Annotated in this window: 19 protein-coding genes; 4 read left to right on the plus strand and 15 right to left on the minus strand. The window is 54.3% G+C overall.

What is annotated here, in order from left to right:
* Nucleotides 1-37: 37 nt before the first annotated feature.
* The 8 genes from cheY to motA all read right to left on the minus strand — a co-directional run bounded on the left by cheY (nucleotide 38) and on the right by motA (nucleotide 7,723).
* Nucleotides 38-427 carry a chemotaxis response regulator CheY gene (cheY, locus tag ACMHYW_RS07985; protein ID WP_414499470.1) on the minus strand — a complete coding sequence of 130 codons (390 nt, stop codon included), beginning with the start codon at nucleotides 425-427 and terminating at the stop codon, nucleotides 38-40.
* 90 nt (nucleotides 428-517) lie between these two features.
* On the minus strand, nucleotides 518-1,618 hold the full coding sequence (locus ACMHYW_RS07990) for a protein-glutamate methylesterase/protein-glutamine glutaminase (protein WP_414499471.1): 1,101 nt from the start codon (nucleotides 1,616-1,618) through the stop codon (nucleotides 518-520).
* 39 nt (nucleotides 1,619-1,657) lie between these two features.
* Entirely contained in the window at nucleotides 1,658-2,194 is a 537-nt protein-coding gene (locus ACMHYW_RS07995) for a chemotaxis protein CheD (protein WP_414499472.1), read from the minus strand.
* A gap of 1 nt (nucleotide 2,195) precedes the next feature.
* On the minus strand, nucleotides 2,196-3,059 hold the full coding sequence (locus ACMHYW_RS08000; protein ID WP_414499473.1) for a CheR family methyltransferase: 864 nt from the start codon (nucleotides 3,057-3,059) through the stop codon (nucleotides 2,196-2,198).
* A gap of 68 nt (nucleotides 3,060-3,127) precedes the next feature.
* Complete coding sequence (locus ACMHYW_RS08005) at nucleotides 3,128-3,649, minus strand: chemotaxis protein CheW (RefSeq protein WP_414501487.1); 522 nt, start codon at nucleotides 3,647-3,649, stop codon at nucleotides 3,128-3,130.
* Nucleotides 3,650-3,739: 90 nt separating this feature from the next.
* Nucleotides 3,740-5,761: a chemotaxis protein CheA gene (gene cheA / locus ACMHYW_RS08010; protein WP_414499474.1), complete on the minus strand. Its 2,022-nt coding sequence runs from the start codon at nucleotides 5,759-5,761 to the stop codon at nucleotides 3,740-3,742.
* Nucleotides 5,762-5,861: 100 nt separating this feature from the next.
* Nucleotides 5,862-6,809: a flagellar motor protein MotB gene (gene motB / locus ACMHYW_RS08015; RefSeq protein ID WP_414499475.1), complete on the minus strand. Its 948-nt coding sequence runs from the start codon at nucleotides 6,807-6,809 to the stop codon at nucleotides 5,862-5,864.
* A complete protein-coding gene (gene motA, locus ACMHYW_RS08020) occupies nucleotides 6,806-7,723 on the minus strand; it encodes a flagellar motor stator protein MotA (RefSeq protein ID WP_324603182.1) in 918 nt (305 codons plus the stop codon). Before motA ends, motB begins: the two co-directional genes overlap by 4 nt.
* An 854-nt stretch (nucleotides 7,724-8,577) precedes the next feature.
* Here motA and flhD point away from each other — a divergent pair.
* The 4 genes from flhD (at nucleotide 8,578) to ACMHYW_RS08040 (ending at nucleotide 10,924) form a co-directional block, all read left to right on the plus strand.
* Entirely contained in the window at nucleotides 8,578-8,943 is a 366-nt protein-coding gene (gene flhD, locus ACMHYW_RS08025) for a flagellar transcriptional regulator FlhD (protein WP_051523906.1), read from the plus strand.
* The gene (gene flhC / locus ACMHYW_RS08030; RefSeq protein ID WP_414499476.1) at nucleotides 8,936-9,538 is read left to right on the plus strand and encodes a flagellar transcriptional regulator FlhC; all 603 of its coding nucleotides are present in this window, start codon (nucleotides 8,936-8,938) and stop codon (nucleotides 9,536-9,538) included. The genes flhD and flhC overlap by 8 nt, the downstream gene beginning before the upstream one ends.
* A gap of 60 nt (nucleotides 9,539-9,598) precedes the next feature.
* Nucleotides 9,599-9,829, plus strand: a complete 231-nt coding sequence (locus tag ACMHYW_RS08035; RefSeq protein ID WP_414499477.1) for a hypothetical protein — start codon at nucleotides 9,599-9,601, stop codon at nucleotides 9,827-9,829.
* Nucleotides 9,830-10,165: 336 nt separating this feature from the next.
* Nucleotides 10,166-10,924 carry a cyclase family protein gene (locus tag ACMHYW_RS08040; protein ID WP_414499478.1) on the plus strand — a complete coding sequence of 253 codons (759 nt, stop codon included), beginning with the start codon at nucleotides 10,166-10,168 and terminating at the stop codon, nucleotides 10,922-10,924.
* Between the two features lie 274 nt (nucleotides 10,925-11,198).
* Here the strand turns inward: ACMHYW_RS08040 and ACMHYW_RS08045 are convergent, their stop codons facing one another.
* The 7 genes from ACMHYW_RS08045 to ACMHYW_RS08075 all read right to left on the minus strand — a co-directional run bounded on the left by ACMHYW_RS08045 (nucleotide 11,199) and on the right by ACMHYW_RS08075 (nucleotide 17,335).
* Nucleotides 11,199-11,510: an EscU/YscU/HrcU family type III secretion system export apparatus switch protein gene (locus tag ACMHYW_RS08045; protein WP_414499479.1), complete on the minus strand. Its 312-nt coding sequence runs from the start codon at nucleotides 11,508-11,510 to the stop codon at nucleotides 11,199-11,201.
* Nucleotides 11,503-12,939 carry a flagellar hook-length control protein FliK gene (locus tag ACMHYW_RS08050; protein WP_414499480.1) on the minus strand — a complete coding sequence of 479 codons (1,437 nt, stop codon included), beginning with the start codon at nucleotides 12,937-12,939 and terminating at the stop codon, nucleotides 11,503-11,505. The genes ACMHYW_RS08045 and ACMHYW_RS08050 overlap by 8 nt, the downstream gene beginning before the upstream one ends.
* A gap of 6 nt (nucleotides 12,940-12,945) precedes the next feature.
* A complete protein-coding gene (gene fliT / locus ACMHYW_RS08055; protein ID WP_414499481.1) occupies nucleotides 12,946-13,326 on the minus strand; it encodes a flagellar protein FliT in 381 nt (126 codons plus the stop codon).
* A complete protein-coding gene (fliS, locus tag ACMHYW_RS08060; protein ID WP_414499482.1) occupies nucleotides 13,323-13,724 on the minus strand; it encodes a flagellar export chaperone FliS in 402 nt (133 codons plus the stop codon). The genes fliT and fliS overlap by 4 nt, the downstream gene beginning before the upstream one ends.
* A 179-nt stretch (nucleotides 13,725-13,903) precedes the next feature.
* Nucleotides 13,904-15,328 carry a flagellar filament capping protein FliD gene (gene fliD, locus ACMHYW_RS08065; protein ID WP_414499483.1) on the minus strand — a complete coding sequence of 475 codons (1,425 nt, stop codon included), beginning with the start codon at nucleotides 15,326-15,328 and terminating at the stop codon, nucleotides 13,904-13,906.
* A gap of 404 nt (nucleotides 15,329-15,732) precedes the next feature.
* Nucleotides 15,733-16,518 (minus strand): TSUP family transporter, encoded by a 786-nt coding sequence (locus ACMHYW_RS08070; RefSeq protein ID WP_414499484.1) that lies wholly within the window; start codon nucleotides 16,516-16,518, stop codon nucleotides 15,733-15,735.
* Nucleotides 16,519-16,708: 190 nt separating this feature from the next.
* Nucleotides 16,709-17,335 carry a C40 family peptidase gene (locus ACMHYW_RS08075; RefSeq protein ID WP_414499485.1) on the minus strand — a complete coding sequence of 209 codons (627 nt, stop codon included), beginning with the start codon at nucleotides 17,333-17,335 and terminating at the stop codon, nucleotides 16,709-16,711.
* Nucleotides 17,336-17,601: the final 266 nt, after the last annotated feature.

Here is a 17,601-nt window from a genome sequence, read left to right on the forward strand (position 1 = left end):
AGTCCCGGCGAGCGGGCCCGCATTTCCCGACGTGGGACTACTTTCCGAGTTTCTCGAAAATCTTGTTCAGCTTTTCTTCCAGCGTGCCGGCCGTAAACGGTTTGACGACATAGCCGCTGGCGCCTGCCTGAGCCGCTTCGATGATGTTTTCCTTCTTGGCTTCCGCCGTCACCATCAATACGGGCAGGTGCTTAAGTTGATCGTCCTGACGGATCTGCTTGAGCATTTCCAGACCATCCAGGTTCGGCATGTTCCAGTCGGATACGACAAAGTCGAAGCTGCCTTCACGCAGCTTGTTCAGTGCATCCACACCGTCTTCCGCTTCCTCAACGTTCGCGTAGCCCAGCTCTTTGAGCAGGTTACGCACGATACGACGCATGGTGGGGAAATCGTCGATAACCAGAAACTTCATGTTCTTGTCAGACATAGTGATCTCACATTGATCAGAGAATCCATGATCGATCCGCACCATTCATGACGCTGCTCCGCAGTCATCCACGATGGGCAGACCTGTCCATCAGATGCGGGGTTTATGCGCATTGCGCTCGAAATGACGCGCGATAGCATCTGTCATATCGTCCAATGCGACGATTTCATCAGCTGCGCCGATCACGGCCGCCTCACGAGGCATGCCATAGACGATGCAACTTTCTTCATCTTGAGCGAAGGTGTAGGCACCGGCCTGCTTCATGCGCAGAAGTCCCTGTGCCCCATCCTTGCCCATTCCTGTAAGAATGACACCGCAAGCGTTGCGGCCAGCGAACTGGGCTGCCGAGTCGAACAGTACATCGACCGAAGGACGATGACGGTTGACCGGTTCGCCTTCATCGAGATGAGCGATATAGTTGGCACCCGACTTCGCCAGTTTGAGGTGCGCATGCCCGGGCGCGATATACGCATGACCCGGCAGGATGCGCTCACCGTGCGTTGCTTCCGACACGGTCACTTCACACAGCCGATCCAAACGATCAGCAAAGGACCGCGTGAAGCCCGGCGGCATGTGCTGTGCAATCAGGATCCCCGGCGAGTTGCGCGGCATCAGCCGCAGCACGCTGAGGATGGCCTCAGTACCGCCCGTGGAAGCACCTATGAACAGCAGCTTCTCACTGGAAATCATCGGCACCGTGCGAGTCTTGGGTGCCGCCGCTTGGCTACCACCGTGCGCCAGTGCCTGAGGGCGAGACAGACGAGCCTGCGATGCCGCACGGATCTTCTCGGCCAGAAGCTCGCTATATTCCTGCATGCCTTCGCGGATACCGACGGTCGGTTTGGGCAGGAAATCGACGGCGCCCAGTTCAAGCGCCTTCAGCGTGATCTCGGAACCTCGCTGGGTCAGAGAAGACACCATGACTACCGGCATCGGGCGCAGACGCATCAAGCGCTCGAGGAAATCGAGCCCATCCATGCGCGGCATTTCGACGTCCAGCGTCAGGACATCCGGGTCCAGCCGCTTGATCATTTCACGGGCAATCAGTGGATCAGGGGCGGCCCCTACTACTTCCATATCCGGCTGTTCATTGATCTGTGCGGTCAACAGCTGGCGCATCAGCGCCGAATCATCGACGCACAGTACGCGTATCTTCTTGCGGCCGGAAGCCGCGCTGGCTACTAAGTTCATCCTTCCTTCTTCCTGAAATGACAAAAAGATTCGAAGCCATTACCTGCCTTCGTCCGACTGCCGTTGGGTATGTACCATCCTTAGCATCTTCACTTGCCCAGAATCACTGAAGAAGAGCAGGCGGCGGGCATCTCGCCCGCCAACATCCTTGGCCTGACAGTTCAGGCCTTGTTCGGCCAGAAAACGGTTTGCCGATGCAATGTTCATCTCACCGACGCGTAGCGTGGATGAGGCTCTGAACCCTTGAGCACCACCGAACACTTTGGCCACCAGACGGCTCTTGACGGCCCCTGCGTTCAGCAGGCCTTCCAACACACAGGTCATGGCGGGCCAGCCATAACGTGTGAAGATGGGTTCGTTGTCCTTAGGATGATCGGGCAGCATGAAATGGTTCATGCCGCCAATCTTCAAGACGGGGTCGAACAGACACAGCGATACGCAGGATCCCAATACCGTCGCTAGCAGTTCCTGTTCCAATGCGATGTAGTATTCGCCCGGCAGGAGCTTGATAACGTGGCGTTCATAACGGTTATCAAAAAAGGATGTCGAGGCCTTGCGGTATTCACCGACCACCATGTTATTTATCCAATTTGCGATAGACCGTATTGCGAATGAGCTTCATCTTGCGGGTCTGCGCACTGAAGTTCTCGGAATGCCCAGCAAAGAAAAGCCCACCTGGGGCCAATAGATCCGCAATGCGATCCAGCAACTGTGTCTGTGTCTCATGATCGAAATAGATCATGATGTTGCGACAAAAAATGATGTCGAACGGGCCTTTCATGTTCCACTGCGCGTCCAGCAGGTTCAGCCGCTTGAACTCGATCAGTTCGGTCAGCTCACGTGAAACACGAACCAGTCCCGCCTTGTCGCCTTTACCCCGTAGGAAAAAGCGACGAAGTCGGGCCTCCCCCACGCTACGGGCCCCCTCTAGCGGGTAGACCCCTTGGCGCGCTTTAGTCAGCACCTGCGTGTCGATATCCGTCCCGATCACCGTGGCCTGTGCCGCTGCCGGACCCAACGTCTCGTACAGCGTCATACCGATGGAGTACAGCTCTTCCCCTGTCGATGCTGCGCAGCTCCAGATGCGCGGAGCATGCTTCAGCGTCTTCACGTATTCCGCCATGACATCGAAATGCTGCGCTTCGCGAAAGAAGGACGTCAGGTTCGTTGTCAGTGCGTTGGTAAAGGCTTCCCATTCATCACTATTGGGACGTTGAAGGAGCGCAAGATAATCCTTGAATCGCGTCATGCCATAATGACGAAGACGACGAGCCAGCCGTGAATACACCATTTCTTTCTTATGCGGTGCTAATGCAATCCCCGCATGGCGATGGATCAGCGCACAGATAGTCTGAAAATCTTGATCCGTCATCTGCAGATCGCGATTTGCCACACCCCCTGTGCCGGCCTCTGCCGCCTGTGCAACGGCGCTCTTAAGCATGCTTAACGCTCCATGTTCGTTGATATGCACTGTATGAGGGTGCTGATGCCTTCAGCACCCATGTTGCGTCACACAGCCAGATCTCTACCTTCTTCTACGATGTTTTCGACGAGTGCCATTTCACGGCTGCTCATCAGCTTCTCAATATCCAGCAGCACCAGCATGCGTTCTTCCACGCTTGCCAGACCGTGGATGAACTCAGTGGACATGGCACCGCCGAAATCCGGTGCTGGGCGCACGTCGTTGATGTCGATCATCAGTACGTCGCTGACGTCATCGACCACCGCACCCACGATGCGCTTGCCGATGTTGAGCACGATAACGACGGTGCGGTGATCGTATTCCGCCTTCTGCAGTGCGAATTTGATGCGCAGATCGACGATGGGGACGATGATCCCGCGCAGGTTGGTCACCCCTTTAATAAAGTCGGGAGCACCCGCAATACGCGTGATGTTGTTGTAGCCACGAATTTCCTGCACGCGCAGGATATCGATGGCATATTCTTCATCACCAAGCCGAAAACTCAGATATTCACGATGCCTGTCTTCACCGCCGTTCTCCAACAGATGATTGACAGAGGCGTTGTTCAGATCTACGGACTGATCGCTCACGATCCTTGACTCCATTAGTGATTGGGATCGACCCGACAAGCCAGGCCGATCTCAGGGGATTGAGTGGCCCTATGGGCGACCTTCACTTTGATTGAGCGCTTCGAGCTCTTGGGCAATGGTCGCAATCCCGAGGCGGGACAGCGCCACCAGATCAAGGATCAGGGCGACACGACCATCCCCCAGAATCGTGGCGGCCGATACGCCTTCAACGCGGCGATAGTGCGTTTCAAGGTTCTTGACCACGACCTGGCGTTGACCCAGCAGCTGATCGACCAGCAACACGAAGTTGGTGCGGTCAGCCTGAACGACGATACCGATGGTTTCTTTGATATCGTGCTGGGCATCTGAAATTTCGAAGATATCGGCCAGATTAAGCAGCGGCAGATACTCGCCGCGAATCTTGATGACCTGTTTACCACCGGCCATCATCTTCACGTCTTCGGACGCAATCTGGATCGATTCGGCGATAGCGTTGAGCGGCAGGATGAAGGTTTCTTCACCGCTCTGGATCAGCATGCCGTCAAGAATGGCAAGGGTCAGCGGCAGCAGGATGCGTGTCGTGGTGCCTTGGCCTTGCTTGGACGAGATGCTGACGTGACCACCCATGTTGGTGATGTTACGACGCACCACGTCCATGCCGACCCCGCGGCCCGACAGGTCAGTGATCTTCTCAGCCGTCGAGAAACCGGACGCAAAGATCAGCTGCCAAACATCGTCATCGGGCATGTTGTCGTTGACATCCATGCCGTTGCTGCGTGCCTTGTCGAGAATCTTCTCGCGGTTAAGGCCTGCACCGTCATCGCTGATTTCGATGACGATGTGCCCCGCCTTGTGATAAGCCGCCAGCTTCAAATGACCGGCCGGCGATTTGCCCGCTTCGATACGTTTTTCGGGCGTTTCGATACCGTGGTCGAGACTGTTACGCACCAAGTGAGTCAGAGGATCGACGATACCTTCGATCAGCCCCTTATCCAGCTCGGTGGAATGCCCAACGGTTTCCAGCTCGACTTCCTTGCCCAGTTTCTTGGCGTTGTCGCGAACCAGACGCGGGAAACGGTTGAAGACCGAGTCCATTGGCATCATGCGCACGGACATCACGGCTTCCTGCAGATCGCGTACGTTGCGCTGCAGCAGGCTTGCGCCGTTGACCAGCTGGGAATGTTCCATCTGATCGAGATGACTGGCCGACTGTTCGAGCATGGCCTGCGTGATAACCAGCTCACCGACCAGGTTGAGAATTTGGTCGATCTTGTCGGTGGCGACCCTAAGCGTCGAGCTTTCAGTGCGCTTACCGCCATCCTTCTTGCCGCCCGCGGCCGGTGCCGCTTTGGGTGCAGCAACGACAGCGGCGGCCGGTGCTTCTTCTTTCTTAGTCTCGACAGCCGGCGCTTCCGCCTGGCCCTCAGCCACGACCTCCATCTGAGCCGCATCAAGAATGAAGCCCAGTACCGCTTCGATGTCATCGGCAGAAGACGTGGTGACCAACTGCAGTACCAGCTGCTGCTCTGACGCGTCGCGCACGGAGACATCGCCAAAGAGCGCTAGCTCTTCCTGCAGCGACGCACGGTCTTTTTCCGCCACGTCCTTCAGCGTGATGGCGAACTGAGTCATGCCGCTGGCCACTGCCGGAGCAGGTGCCGAGGCATCCTGAGACGCAGGCTCGGACGCCAGCGGTGCCAGAACGTCACCCTTGACGTCGCCACCGGCCATGCGTGCGGCCAGTTCCTTGAGTTCGCTGCGCACGCTGGCTACTTCTTCGGCATCGGGCGCTTCTTCATTGGCGTAGCAGTCCAGCAGCATAGCCAAGTGGTCACGGACCGACAGGATGGTGTCCACGGCTTCGCGATCCAGGAACATCTCCGCGTGGCGAACCCCATCCAGCAGGTTCTCCAGTAGGTGAGTCGTGACCTGAAGGTCTTCGAAACCGAACGTGGACGCACCACCCTTGATGGAGTGAGCGGCACGGAAGATAGCTGCCAGCGCTTCAGGATCGGGAGCATCAACATCAAGCTCCATCAGCAGCGTTTCCATTTCATCCAGAAGCTCTCGAGCCTCATCGAAGAAGGTCTCGTGAAATGCTGAAAAATCCATCGGCATACCTGTAGCAAACGAGTGAGCAGATTCAGAGTGCGGGACACCCCGCACCTGCCATGAGTTGTATATCGGAAAGAGTGTGAAAAACTGTCAGGTTTTATTGAGGCTTGACAGGTGTGGGCTGTGCTTCGGGGGCCTTGGCCGCGTCACTGGCCGCAGAGTGCTGCTCGGCATTAAGCACCGACATGGCCGTCGTGCCACCACCGTTGTCCTGAATAACCTTGTTTTCACTGTCGATCGAACGACGCGCCGACTCGCTCAGCAGTACGATGCTGATGCGACGGTTCATGGGATCGTTGGCCTTGTCGCCCAAGTTCATGGTGGCCGCATGCCCCGTTACACGAATGAGCTGGTCAGCACTGAACCCGGCCTTAACCAGTTCTCGACGGGCCGCGTTGGCGCGATCGCTGGACAGTTCCCAGTTGCTGTAGCCACCAAGCCCCGTCACGAAGGGCATATTGTCGGTATGGCCTGAAATGGTGACCCCATAGGGCGCCTTGTTGAGAAACGGTGCCAGTTCATCCAGTACATGGGCCAGACGCGGCACGACATCGGCACTGCCAATACGGAACATTGACTGCTGCGAGTCGTCCAGAATCTGGATGCGCAGCCCCTCTTCCGTCATATCCACCTTGAGCTGAGCACCGAGTGCGGCCAGCGTCGGGTTCTGACGCACCAACGACTGCAGTTGATCACGCGCAGCGCGCAGCCTTGACGTCGATGCAGTAGCGGAAAAGACCTTTTCGCCCGCAGCACGGCGTACTTCGCCATCCGCATGACGAGGGTCATCGCCCCCGCCAGGAATGGCGCTATCACTTGCCGACATCTTGTCGCCGGAGGCGAAGGATATGGACGTCGGATGGCGAAAGTATTCCGTGATGCCTTCCAACTGAGCCTTACTGGTCCCGGCCAACAACCACATGACCAGGAAGAAGGCCATCATGGCGGTCATGAAGTCAGCGTAAGCGATCTTCCAGCTGCCGTGGGCGCCATGCCCACCCTTCTGGACCTTCTTGATGACGACTGGACGGGAGGATTTGCTCATGACCGTTTACTCTTCGCTTCACGAACGTGTTCTTCCATCTCTTCGAAACCAGGACGTTCCGTTTCAAAGAGCACCTTACGGCCGAACTCGATAGCGATCTGCGGCGCATAACCATTGAGGTTGGCCAGCAACGTCACCTTGATGCACTCAAGGATCTTGGCGGCTTCATGCGCTTGCTGCTGAGCACGCGAAGACAGCGGCGTCAGGAAGCCATACGAGATCAGAATCCCGAGGAAGGTCCCCACCATGGCGCTTGCCACTAGCGGCCCTACCTGTTCGGGGGTCAGACCTTCGGCACTGAGTGCGTGAACCACACCCATGACGGCCGCGACAATACCGAATGCCGGCATGCCATCCCCCATGGCCGCCAGACTATGCGCGGGCTCTTCCGCTTCCTTGAGAAACGTTTCGATCTCAAGATCCATCAGCGACTGCATCTCGAAGGCATCCATGTTGCCGGTTACCATCATGCGCAGGTAATCGACGATGAATTCCATGATGAGGTGATCGTTGAGGATATCGGGATAGTGACGAAACACTTCGCTATCCTTGGGAGACTCGATGTCCTTTTCGATCGACATCATGCCTTCCTGACGCGCCTTGGCCAGCAGCAGAAACATCAGTGCCAGCACATCCTTGAACATCGCCTTGCTGTAACGCGTACTCTTGCGCAGCATCGGCAATGCCGCCAGCGTTGCCTTGATGGAGTTACCACTGTTGGCGGCCACGAACGCCCCCACCCCTGCCCCAAAGATGATGAGAAACTCTGTGGGTTGAACAAGGATCGCCAGATGACCGCCGGCGAGCGAGTACCCGCCTAAAACACACCCTAGAATGATGATATAACCGACCAGTATGAGCACGAGGAACCCTGCCTGCTTGGTTGTTGATGACTGGTATTTGTAACGGCTCACCGCATCAAAACTTGAACAGGCATACGGATTAAAAAATCAGGGCGGGCAAGGCAAGAAGGCCTTGTGATTCGAGGCTCTACGCCAGCTGTCACGGCGCAGTGCGGATGTTACACAGCAAGTTCTCTACAGAAACACTCACAAACATTTTGTAACGATAGAAACATATCAAGCCCCATCCCAAATATGCAATCACGCTCTCCAGCGCCTCAATGATTCGCCTAAAGTAGCGTAGTTACGGGGCCTTTAGCCCTACAAACTGGTCATAAAAACAGTACCAAAAAGAGGCACTAGCACACCTGGCCAAGCTTTCCAGACAACTACTCATCGAATAGCGCCTTTTTTCAGCGCTTTTTCATCTTGCACTTTTCACATATTTAAAAAAGGAAAACCCCTTTTTACCCCAATATCACCTCATTATCGTCAACTAAACCAACACCTTTAGCCCTACCTGTCCAAAACGACATAAACTCATAACTAAATGAAAATTAATGAATAATACAGAAAGTCTTCATTGTTAATCTAATGAAAACGGTAGGTTTTTGCCATCTATACACTGTCAAGTTGACCTAAAGTCAAAACGTGCACAATTTACACGATTCGTGCACAAACTAGCATTGATGCCATAACATCGCATATTCGTGCCTGTTCCATTCTTTTTTAAAACCCCCTAGAATGCGATCCATGTAAAGCATGTTTCCAAAAAGTGGATTTTCTTTACATTAATTAACAAAAGAGCCGTCGGGGCTGACACCCCACGACAGCCAGAAGCACGGAACCACAAGAACGCTGATGGTGCTGACGACAAAGCACCGCGCTCCACGAAAGTGGCGCTGACACATCAAGGGTAAATTGACATGACACACGGCATTACCGACGACGAACTACTCGGAGAAATCCGCAGCCTCAACCTTTCTTACCTGCTCCTCGTGCAGCGCCTGCTGCAAGCGGATGAATCCATGGCGATGTTAAGGCTGAAGATCGATGCCGACATGGCAGAAGCACTGGGCAAGGCACCGGTATCTCGCCTTGCGAAGCTCGCAAATTCAAACCAGCTGCTGTGCCAACTGTCACTGCACAATGCACAGACCTTCTCACAACTGACGGATGACACGCTTCACGAAGACGTACAGCGTGCTCATGCCGCCATCCTGCTGGCAGCACAGAAAACCTCTGCTATCACTCCATCTGTTGTTCAGGGACGCAGCAAACAGCATGGCTAAGGAAAAGAGCTTGCTGGATGAAATGCGCCAGATCCAGCTAGCTATCGAACTGATCGAACTAGGTGCGCGCTTACAGGTGTTGGAAACAGAAACCAACATCAGTCGTGGTCGACTTATCCGACTGTACAAAGAGATTCACGGAGCATCACCGCCCAAAGGGATGCTGCCGTTCTCGACCGACTGGTTCGTGACCTGGCTACCCAACATCCATTCGTCACTGTTCTACAATTTTTATCGCGCTATCCGAGAACAGTCAGGACTGGAACGCATGCCGGCTATCGTGAAGAGCTACAAAATGTATCTCGAACAGATATCCCTGCTTGAAGATTCCACTCCCGTGTTGGGACTGACGCGTGCATGGACACTCGTGCGTTTCTTCGAAAACGACATGATGCAGATGTCAACATGTACGCGCTGCAATGGCCATTTTGTGGCACATGCACACAGCCTAGATCACAACTATGTCTGTGGCATCTGCAACCCGCCCTCGCGTGCCGGCAAAACACGCCGTGCCGCAGAGCGCGCCCGCCGCAAAGCCGCGGGCGACACGATGCATAAGGCTGTCGCGAGCGAAAGCGCTTCCCGACTCAACTAGAACAGTCGGCTAATGAAGAACCCCAGCGTTTGCTATTTCCCATAGTGAATCCTGGGGTTCTTGCTTTCCGCTTTCCGCTTTCCGCTTTCCGCTTTCCGCTTTCCGCTTTCCGCTTTCCGCTTTCCGCTTTCCGCTTTCCGCTTTCCGCTTTCCGCTTTCCGCTTTCCGCTTTCCGCTTTCCGCTTTCCGCTTTCCGCTTTCCGCTTTCCGCTTTCCGCTTTCCGCTTTCCGCTTTCCGCTTTCCGCTTTCCGCTTTCCGCTTTCCGCTTTCCGCTTTCGTCAGCAGTATAAAAAACGCCCTCTCCCCTGCTGCAAGCAAGTTACACTCTCTCAATCACACCGACTTTTCTGGCACTCGGAAACTACTGCCTTTCCTTATCAATCACCATGTGGCATCCACAAATTTTAGCTGGGTCATGCGATGCTTGAGCACGCCATGCAGAAAGTGCTTGTGCATAGCGCTATAAATTCTTTTCACGAAGAATTATCTCAGCGCATTTCTCTATAAAATCAATGTGATGAACACAGATGTTCGTTTTTGAACGAGAAGTACACGCTCTCGCCTATATGTGCTACTGTCTTACGAACGCGATATTTTAAATAATAAGGCATAAGGAATGAATAATAATGGCCACCACTAATTCCAATGCAGCCTCACTGGCACAGGCCGTCCAGTTTCTTAAATCTTGCAAGTGGGTCGATCTAACTCATGAAGTGACAAGCTCAACGCCCATATTTGCCGCCTTCAATCCGCCACAAAGAAAGACACTATTTACCGTAGAAAAAGATGGTTTTCTGGCCTATGAAATTTCTCTCTGCACACCGACAGGCACTCATGTCGATGCACCCGCGCATTTTATAAATAACGCGCCATTACTCAATGAACTGAATATAAAAGACCTGCTGTTACCAATGCACGTTATTCATAAGGAAGCGCAGGTTATAAATAACCACGATTATAAATTATCGGTAGACGATATCATTGAGTATGAAACACAGCATGGTCGAATTCAGGAAGGGTCTTTCGTTGCCTTTTCAAGCGGCTGGTCTCAACGCTGGGACACACCCAAAGCGTTCTATAACATCGACGAAAACGGACATGCGCATACGCCCGGCTGGTCGATAGAAGCCCTCGAATTTCTGGTAAAAGAGCGCAAAATAGCCGCTATTGGCCATGAAACACTCGATACAGATGCAGCAGAGGATGCTCAAGAGAAAGGTTTTCTGTTCGCGGAACACTATGTCTTGCAGCAACATTTATGGCAGGCAGAAGTGCTCAACCACTTGGATCAGGTACCGGCAGCGGGTGCCTTTATCCACGTCAATTTTCCCAACTTTGAAGCGCTGCCCAGCTTCCCCGCTCGCATTGTAGCGTACCTGCCTTAAAGCACACTCAGACAGCATCTTAAGGCGATACACCATATATAAAAAGAATATCGTATCGCCTTTTTAGGACCATATAAAACCATCTAATATATTAACCACACAAATAATTAATAACCTTAATCAAAATAAGATCCATAGCAATAACACTATAAATACACCAATTAACGAAAATAGATAGAAATAAAAAAGACCCAGCACATAAATAATGTACTGGGTCTTTTTTACGTTATTGAGTCAGTTTGACCACATAGGGCATGCAAAATACTAGGGATGATTATTTTGCAGAGGGCATGCCTTCCCCATTCTGCTCTTCCAGTTTCTGCAGCCATACCATCAATGAGGCCACAGCGTTGCAGAGTGCCGGTGGAATCTGCTGGTCGGGGGCAATCGTGGACAGTAGCGCCATCAATTCAGGAGAATGATGCACACTACCAACGCCGTGCTGGCGCGCCGTCTCAACGATCTGGGCGATATCGCTTTCCTGCTGATCACTCAACACCCCCGAGTTCGTCGCCTGTGGCTGACCATAGCGCTTGGCCAGTTCACGGCGCCGCCGCGCAAGTAGCTGCTCATGAGTTTCAGGCATGCGGTTTCTCCTGTTCAGCGGCCACCTGTGCGCCCTGTTCCCTTAGCGAATCGCCATTGATCTCGACGGCACGGCCATCTTGATGGCCATCATTCAACAGTTGCTCCAGCTCTTCACGGGCATCGGCCAGCACCTCTCGAGTGGCCTTATGCTCGGCTCCCAGCGTCACCGACAGCGCTTCACCGTCCCACTGTATCCCCGCCGTCACGGTTCCCAAAACGGGCAGTTCAAAGGTCAGGGTCAGCATCCACACCCGACGCTGATCGGGAAAGGCCGGGAACCGTCGCTCGGCACCGCCCTCGCCACCGCGCCCATCGGACAGATAAGGCTCAGTCCTGAAAGACATCAGCATCATCGCCCCTGCCCACAGCTCGCTCTGAAAGTGGATCGACTGCCCCGCCATCATTTGTAGCTGCTGTCGAATCACGGCATCGCCGAATTCGGGCGCGGCAGGCAATACCGATAGCAACTGCTGACGCTGGCGCGCACTCTGCTCAACGATTTCCAAAGGCAGATGCCCTCCGGCCCACTGAGCCAGCAATGCTTCGTGGAACAGACCACTCGTCTTCAATGCAGAGGCAAGATAGCCTGATAGCGTATCGCGCTGGGCCTCTAGCGGTACCGACTGCCCCATCGTGTCCATGATCAGTGCCGAAGAAAGCACATTCAGCGGCATGGGGTCCGGCGATGTCGTAGCAAGCAGCGACTGCCAGTCCTGACCGGACAGTACGGCTGTCCACTGACTCATCTCTCTGGCCGCACGGCTGACATCGATAAAAGCAGAATCCGATGATGACAGCGTCGGTGCCCAGGCCGGCACATCGCTTCTGCTCGCCGCAGACGCCGCTGCACGATCCTGAAAGGCGACCTGCGGATCCTGTTCGGTCAGCGGCAGCAGCATGGTCGGCTGAGCAGATGGCGTGGAGGATACGGGCTTGTCCTGCGGTGTGGCCTGCGAAGCAACATGCGTCAGCGGAGCCTGAGGCGACGATTCGGCAAGAATATCGGTCGAGATATCGGACAGCAGCGTCTGCTGCGCAGCCAGACGTGCCTGCTCGCTCAATACGCGAGCCGTATCACTCAATGCCAGCTGCGCGGAAGCGGCGGATGGAGGATTGGACGGTGGAGTAGCAACATCGGACGGCAGCGCCGAACGACGCAGAGATGAAGCCGTGGAACTGGCCTCTGCACTCTGCTGACGCGACTGTGCCGTTGAGATGTTCTCCGCGAAATCAGCCTCTTCTGAACTGCCGCTTTCAGAAGCGGGAGCATCATCGGAAGACTGAGCGGCATCATCAACGGCACTGTCACGAATTACGGCGGATACGGCAGCGGGGCCGATAGGCTGGCGTGCATGAGCATCTAGGGACAGCTGACGCCCGAGCACCTGATGCAAGAGGGTGTCGAGCAAGGGCGTGATAGAGCCCATGATAGGTTAGCTCCCGGAGAAGCGCTGGTAGGCATTGGAGACTTTGTGGGTACGAATGCGCTGCTCTTCTTCTGCCATCAGCGTGCCAAGCTCCTTAAGACGCACATCAAGCTGTTCACGAATCTTGCGGTCATTATCCAGCAGGCGCTGTAGATAGACCTGACGTTCGCGACGCTGAGAGAAGCTCAGCTGCGTATCGCCTACCGAAGACAGCTGCTCGGCCTGTACCAAGTACTCCATGCCTTCGTTGACGAGCGCGTCCCACTCACCCTCCTGAGCCTTGCGCACCATACGCTCAGAATGTTCGATGATCTTGCGGTATTCATCCATGAGGCCGTCGACCTGCATGCCGGAATCCACAGGACCATCCTGCATGGAATCAATCATGATAAGCCCTTTCCATTGTCGCCAATGCTGCGCCATGCGGTTGCAATGTCATTGACCATGTCAGCAACATGCTCAATGGACTTACGATCCACCTTGATATTGGCCTTCAAGAGCGTTCTCGACATGTAGCCGTAGAGGTTGTGGAGGTTCTCTGAAAGCTCTCCCCCCTTCTCCATGTCGAGTGCTGCATCCAGCCCGTTATCAAGAATAGTAATGGCTTTGGAAATTGCCATCCCACGCTCAGCGACCTTGCCTTCATCCAATGCCCACAGTGCGCGACTCAGCGCTTTCTCTAGGCCATCGTACAGCAACACAATCAACTGATGCGGACTGGCCCCCATGACGGCCGTTTCGAGCCCCACCGTGGCGTATGCCTGTGCACCTTTTCGAGTCAACATGCCTACTCTCTTCATTGCCAAGGGATTACACGTCGAAAGCACATCATAGCCAAATTTTTAACAGTGAGATGCGCGAATAAACGGGCTATTTATCTAGGTATTTCTACCGGAAAGGCATAAACGATCGCTGCCGCCATCAGAACGGAATGCTCGATGGACGGCAGCGACCGGCAGGGTTATCAGCTCGATTTCTTCAGGGCTTCAAACTGCGCTTTGATGCTTTCGATCTGGGTGTCCATCGTGGTCTTGAACTGCACCAGCTTAGTAAAGCTCTGCTTGTACATTTTCAGACGGTATTCGCTGGCCGTGGTAGCACGTTCCTTCTGGGAGGTGATGGCCGTAACCTTATCGTTCAGCGTCTTGGTATTGGTGGTCAGAATACCGGTCTTGCTGTTCTCGATTTCGTCGACCTTGGCCACGATCTGGTTCATGATCCCGCTCTTGCCGTCCGTCGCCGCCAGCGTAGTCTTGAAGCCTTCCGGGTTGCTCTTCATCGCCTGCTGCAGCTTGGTGCTATCAACCTGTAGCGTTCCCGCCGGCTTGGTGCTGCTGGTCTTGTCCAGACTGATAGCGGTGATACCGTAATCTTTAAGCTTCGCAAGGTTCTCGTTACTCAACAGCGTCTTGATCTGACTACGGATCGTACGTGCACCAGAGTCGCCTACCAGCGCCCCAGTATCACTGGAGTCGGTAGAGTTGTACTGGGTCAGGCTGCTCATCGTGCTCAGGAAGCTGTTATAGGACGACACAAAGTTCGTCACACCCGTTTCCCAGTCAGAGGTGTTGGTCGCGACCGTCGTTGTTTCAGGCGATGTGGACACGGAAGACAGCGTCAGTTCAAGACCAGGTACGGCATCAGTCACCTTATTGGAGCTTGCTTCCAAATCAACGCCGTTGACCGAGAACTGTGCGTTGGTGGCTTCGCGCTTCACTGACATGTTGGAAACAACGTCCGTCAGGCCAGAGTCGCCTGTCGCACTGATAGTGAAGGCGTTCGCCGAACCGGTCGTGGTGGACGATACGGTCAGATAGGAGCTGCCATCCGAGTTGGAAATGACCGCCGCTGAAATGTTCAGCTTGTTACCTTTGCTGTCCTTGGCCGAGTTGATGGCATCGCGCACGCCTACCAGCGATGCATCAGTCACGGAAATGGAAAGCGCATCGCCCGTGCCTTGCTGCAGCGTAATGGTACCGCTACCCAGCGTACTGGTCTTGTCCGACACCTTCGCGCTCGCGTTGGACTGCGTCGTTGCCAGCTGATTGACCTGGATGTCGTACGTACCCGAAATGGAGTTGTCCGTAGCCGTCGCCAGATAAGCAACAGCACTGGTGGTCGCCGTAGCGGATTTCTGGAAGTTGTCGGCTGTCAGTGCTTCCGCCTGGCTTTTCAAGGCATCCAGCGAGCTTTGGATCGTAGAGTAAGCCGATATCTTCGTTTCAACGCTGGTTTTCTGCGTGTCATACGTTGCCAGCTTGCTCTGCTCTGCTGCTTCCAACTGCGAGTAGTACTTGTCCAGATCAAGGGATGCACCACTCCCGAAGTTCAAGCTACCCAGACCCGATGATGTCGACGTACTACTTGTAGTTGATGATGTCGTTGCCATGAAATACATCTCCCATGCTTGGTGAAGTGCAGCTTATATCGGCCGCATAGAGGCACAGGTTTAGGAATGAAAGTATTCACTGACTTACATAAAAGCCCTTGCCAGCCGCTACGCTCGGCAAAAAGTGCATCACTCCCAGCCCTGATATCATGCCCAACGGGATCATGCGACAGGTCTCAGCCCTGAAACGGCCCATTTTCCCATCGGCGGGTTAGGATTAAAGCCGCGAAACACGACGAAAACATCCGCCTGTCTCAGCCACCTCAATTGACGCAGCAATAGGCCGAATTAAGGCCATCTTGCGGCCTTCACTGCACCATGAAAAAAACCTCCGACTACCGCTAATAGGCAGCCGAAGGCTTTTTCCAGCACCGTGGACCACGGTCACCGAGAAAGAGAAACGGTCAGTGGAACCACTGAACGACCATCGCCGCCAGCGTATCCCCCAACAGCAGCTTGATCGACATCGCAATCGAGACCACAACCATCAGTATGCGGATCAGACGCTGCCCCTTACTGATGGCAATGCGCGCGCCCAGATTGCCACCGACGAGCTGTCCCGCCAGCATCACAAGGCCAATTTCCCAGAATATCTGGCCGTGCACGATGAAGAACAGCAATGCAGCGATGTTGCTGGTGGCATTCAGCACCTTCGTTGTAGCGGTCGCCTTCAACATGCTGAAGCCCTGCAGCATGACGCAGGCCACGACCATCAGCGTTCCCGTACCCGGCCCACAAAAACCATCGTAGAACCCCAGCAGCGGACAGATGAAACCGATGAACATCGGCGCACTTAATCGCGCCTGTTCCTCCCTTACCCCAAGATTGGGGGAAAACAGAAAGAACACGGCAAAACCGATCAGCATGAAGGGAATCATCAGCATCAGAATGCGTGCCGACAGGAAGGACACCACCACCGCTCCCAGCACAGCGCCGACGAAGACGCAGAGAATATGAGGAATGAGATCCCTCAACCTGACATGCCCTTTTCTTATGAAATGCAACGCGGCGGAAAAGGAACCGCCCACCGCCCCGACCTTATTGGTCGCGACCGCAACAGCGGGCAGCATGCCTGTCGCCAGCAGTGCGGGCAGCATGATCAGCCCCCCACCGCCAGCAATGGCGTCGATGATGGCCGCAACCAATGCGATGAAGAAGAACAGCAAGAGTATTTCGGGGCTGAAGCTCATTGTGGGAATACCTCGTGAGGAGCCTGTCAACGGATGCCGCCCGCACCTTTATTATCGTTGGAAGTGCAGCGGCATAGGTAAGAACACACCGGCCCAGCTTAATCGGTTGCCTGATATAAAAGAAGCCGCTTGTTTCAAGCGGCTTCTTCACAGCAATAGAAGAACATATCAATACAGCGCAAGCAGCGGATTACCCATTGACGGTCGGGATACGGGCCGGCGTGCTGGTGCGGGAAGCCAGCTGCGGGTTCTCGATGGGACGACGTGCCTGCACATAGCGGCGCGCCCAATAGTGATTGTCCAGCTGAGAGATCATTACACCCTGAGAGGAAGAGGCATGCATGAACAGACCATCGCCGAGATATACCCCAACGTGATTGAGACGGCGTGTTGGTTTGAAGAAGACAAGATCACCGGGTTTGAGTGCCGCGCGAGAAACGCGACGGCCTTGCTTCATCTGCTCGCCTGCCGTGCGCGGTAAGGCGTAGTTGAATCGTTCTTTGAAGATGCGCTGCGTGAGTGCCGAACAGTCTATGCCATCACGACTTTCACCACCGAAGCGATAAGGGGTGCCCGCCCACTCTCGATACTCGCTCATCAACGTGTCGTGAACGCCGATTGGACGATGCTGCCTTCCCGTGTATTCGATATCGACGTTATCACCAGAAGTCTGATAGCCGCCTATGATGGGGTAAGGTGCTGCAGAAGAACGAAGGGGGGCGGTAGAAGCAGAAGTGGCCGGTTGATCAACACCGTTTGCAGCACAGCCCGCGAGACTAAGAAGAAGAAAGCAAAAACCTGTCACTTTTTTATACATGAGCGGCATCTCAATTCGATCGACAAGAAGAAAAGAACATCAACAAAAACAGGAAAGCGTACAGATGCAACAAAAGGAAACAAACCGCTACGGTACGCAGGGCACACGCACCACTACATGCATGATATCAGCCAACATCTGGCTCTGCCCGACGAAGACTATCAGCACGATTGAATTTCTCAATTTGTCCACATTCAAGCATTGTATATCAAAAAAGAAGAACCCTCTTTACGCATTTAACGGGATACGTAAAAAATGTCCTCTTG

It is taken from the genome of Zymobacter sp. IVIA_12111.31 C1, from assembly GCF_047495495.1.
Taxonomy (GTDB): domain Bacteria; phylum Pseudomonadota; class Gammaproteobacteria; order Pseudomonadales; family Halomonadaceae; genus Zymobacter.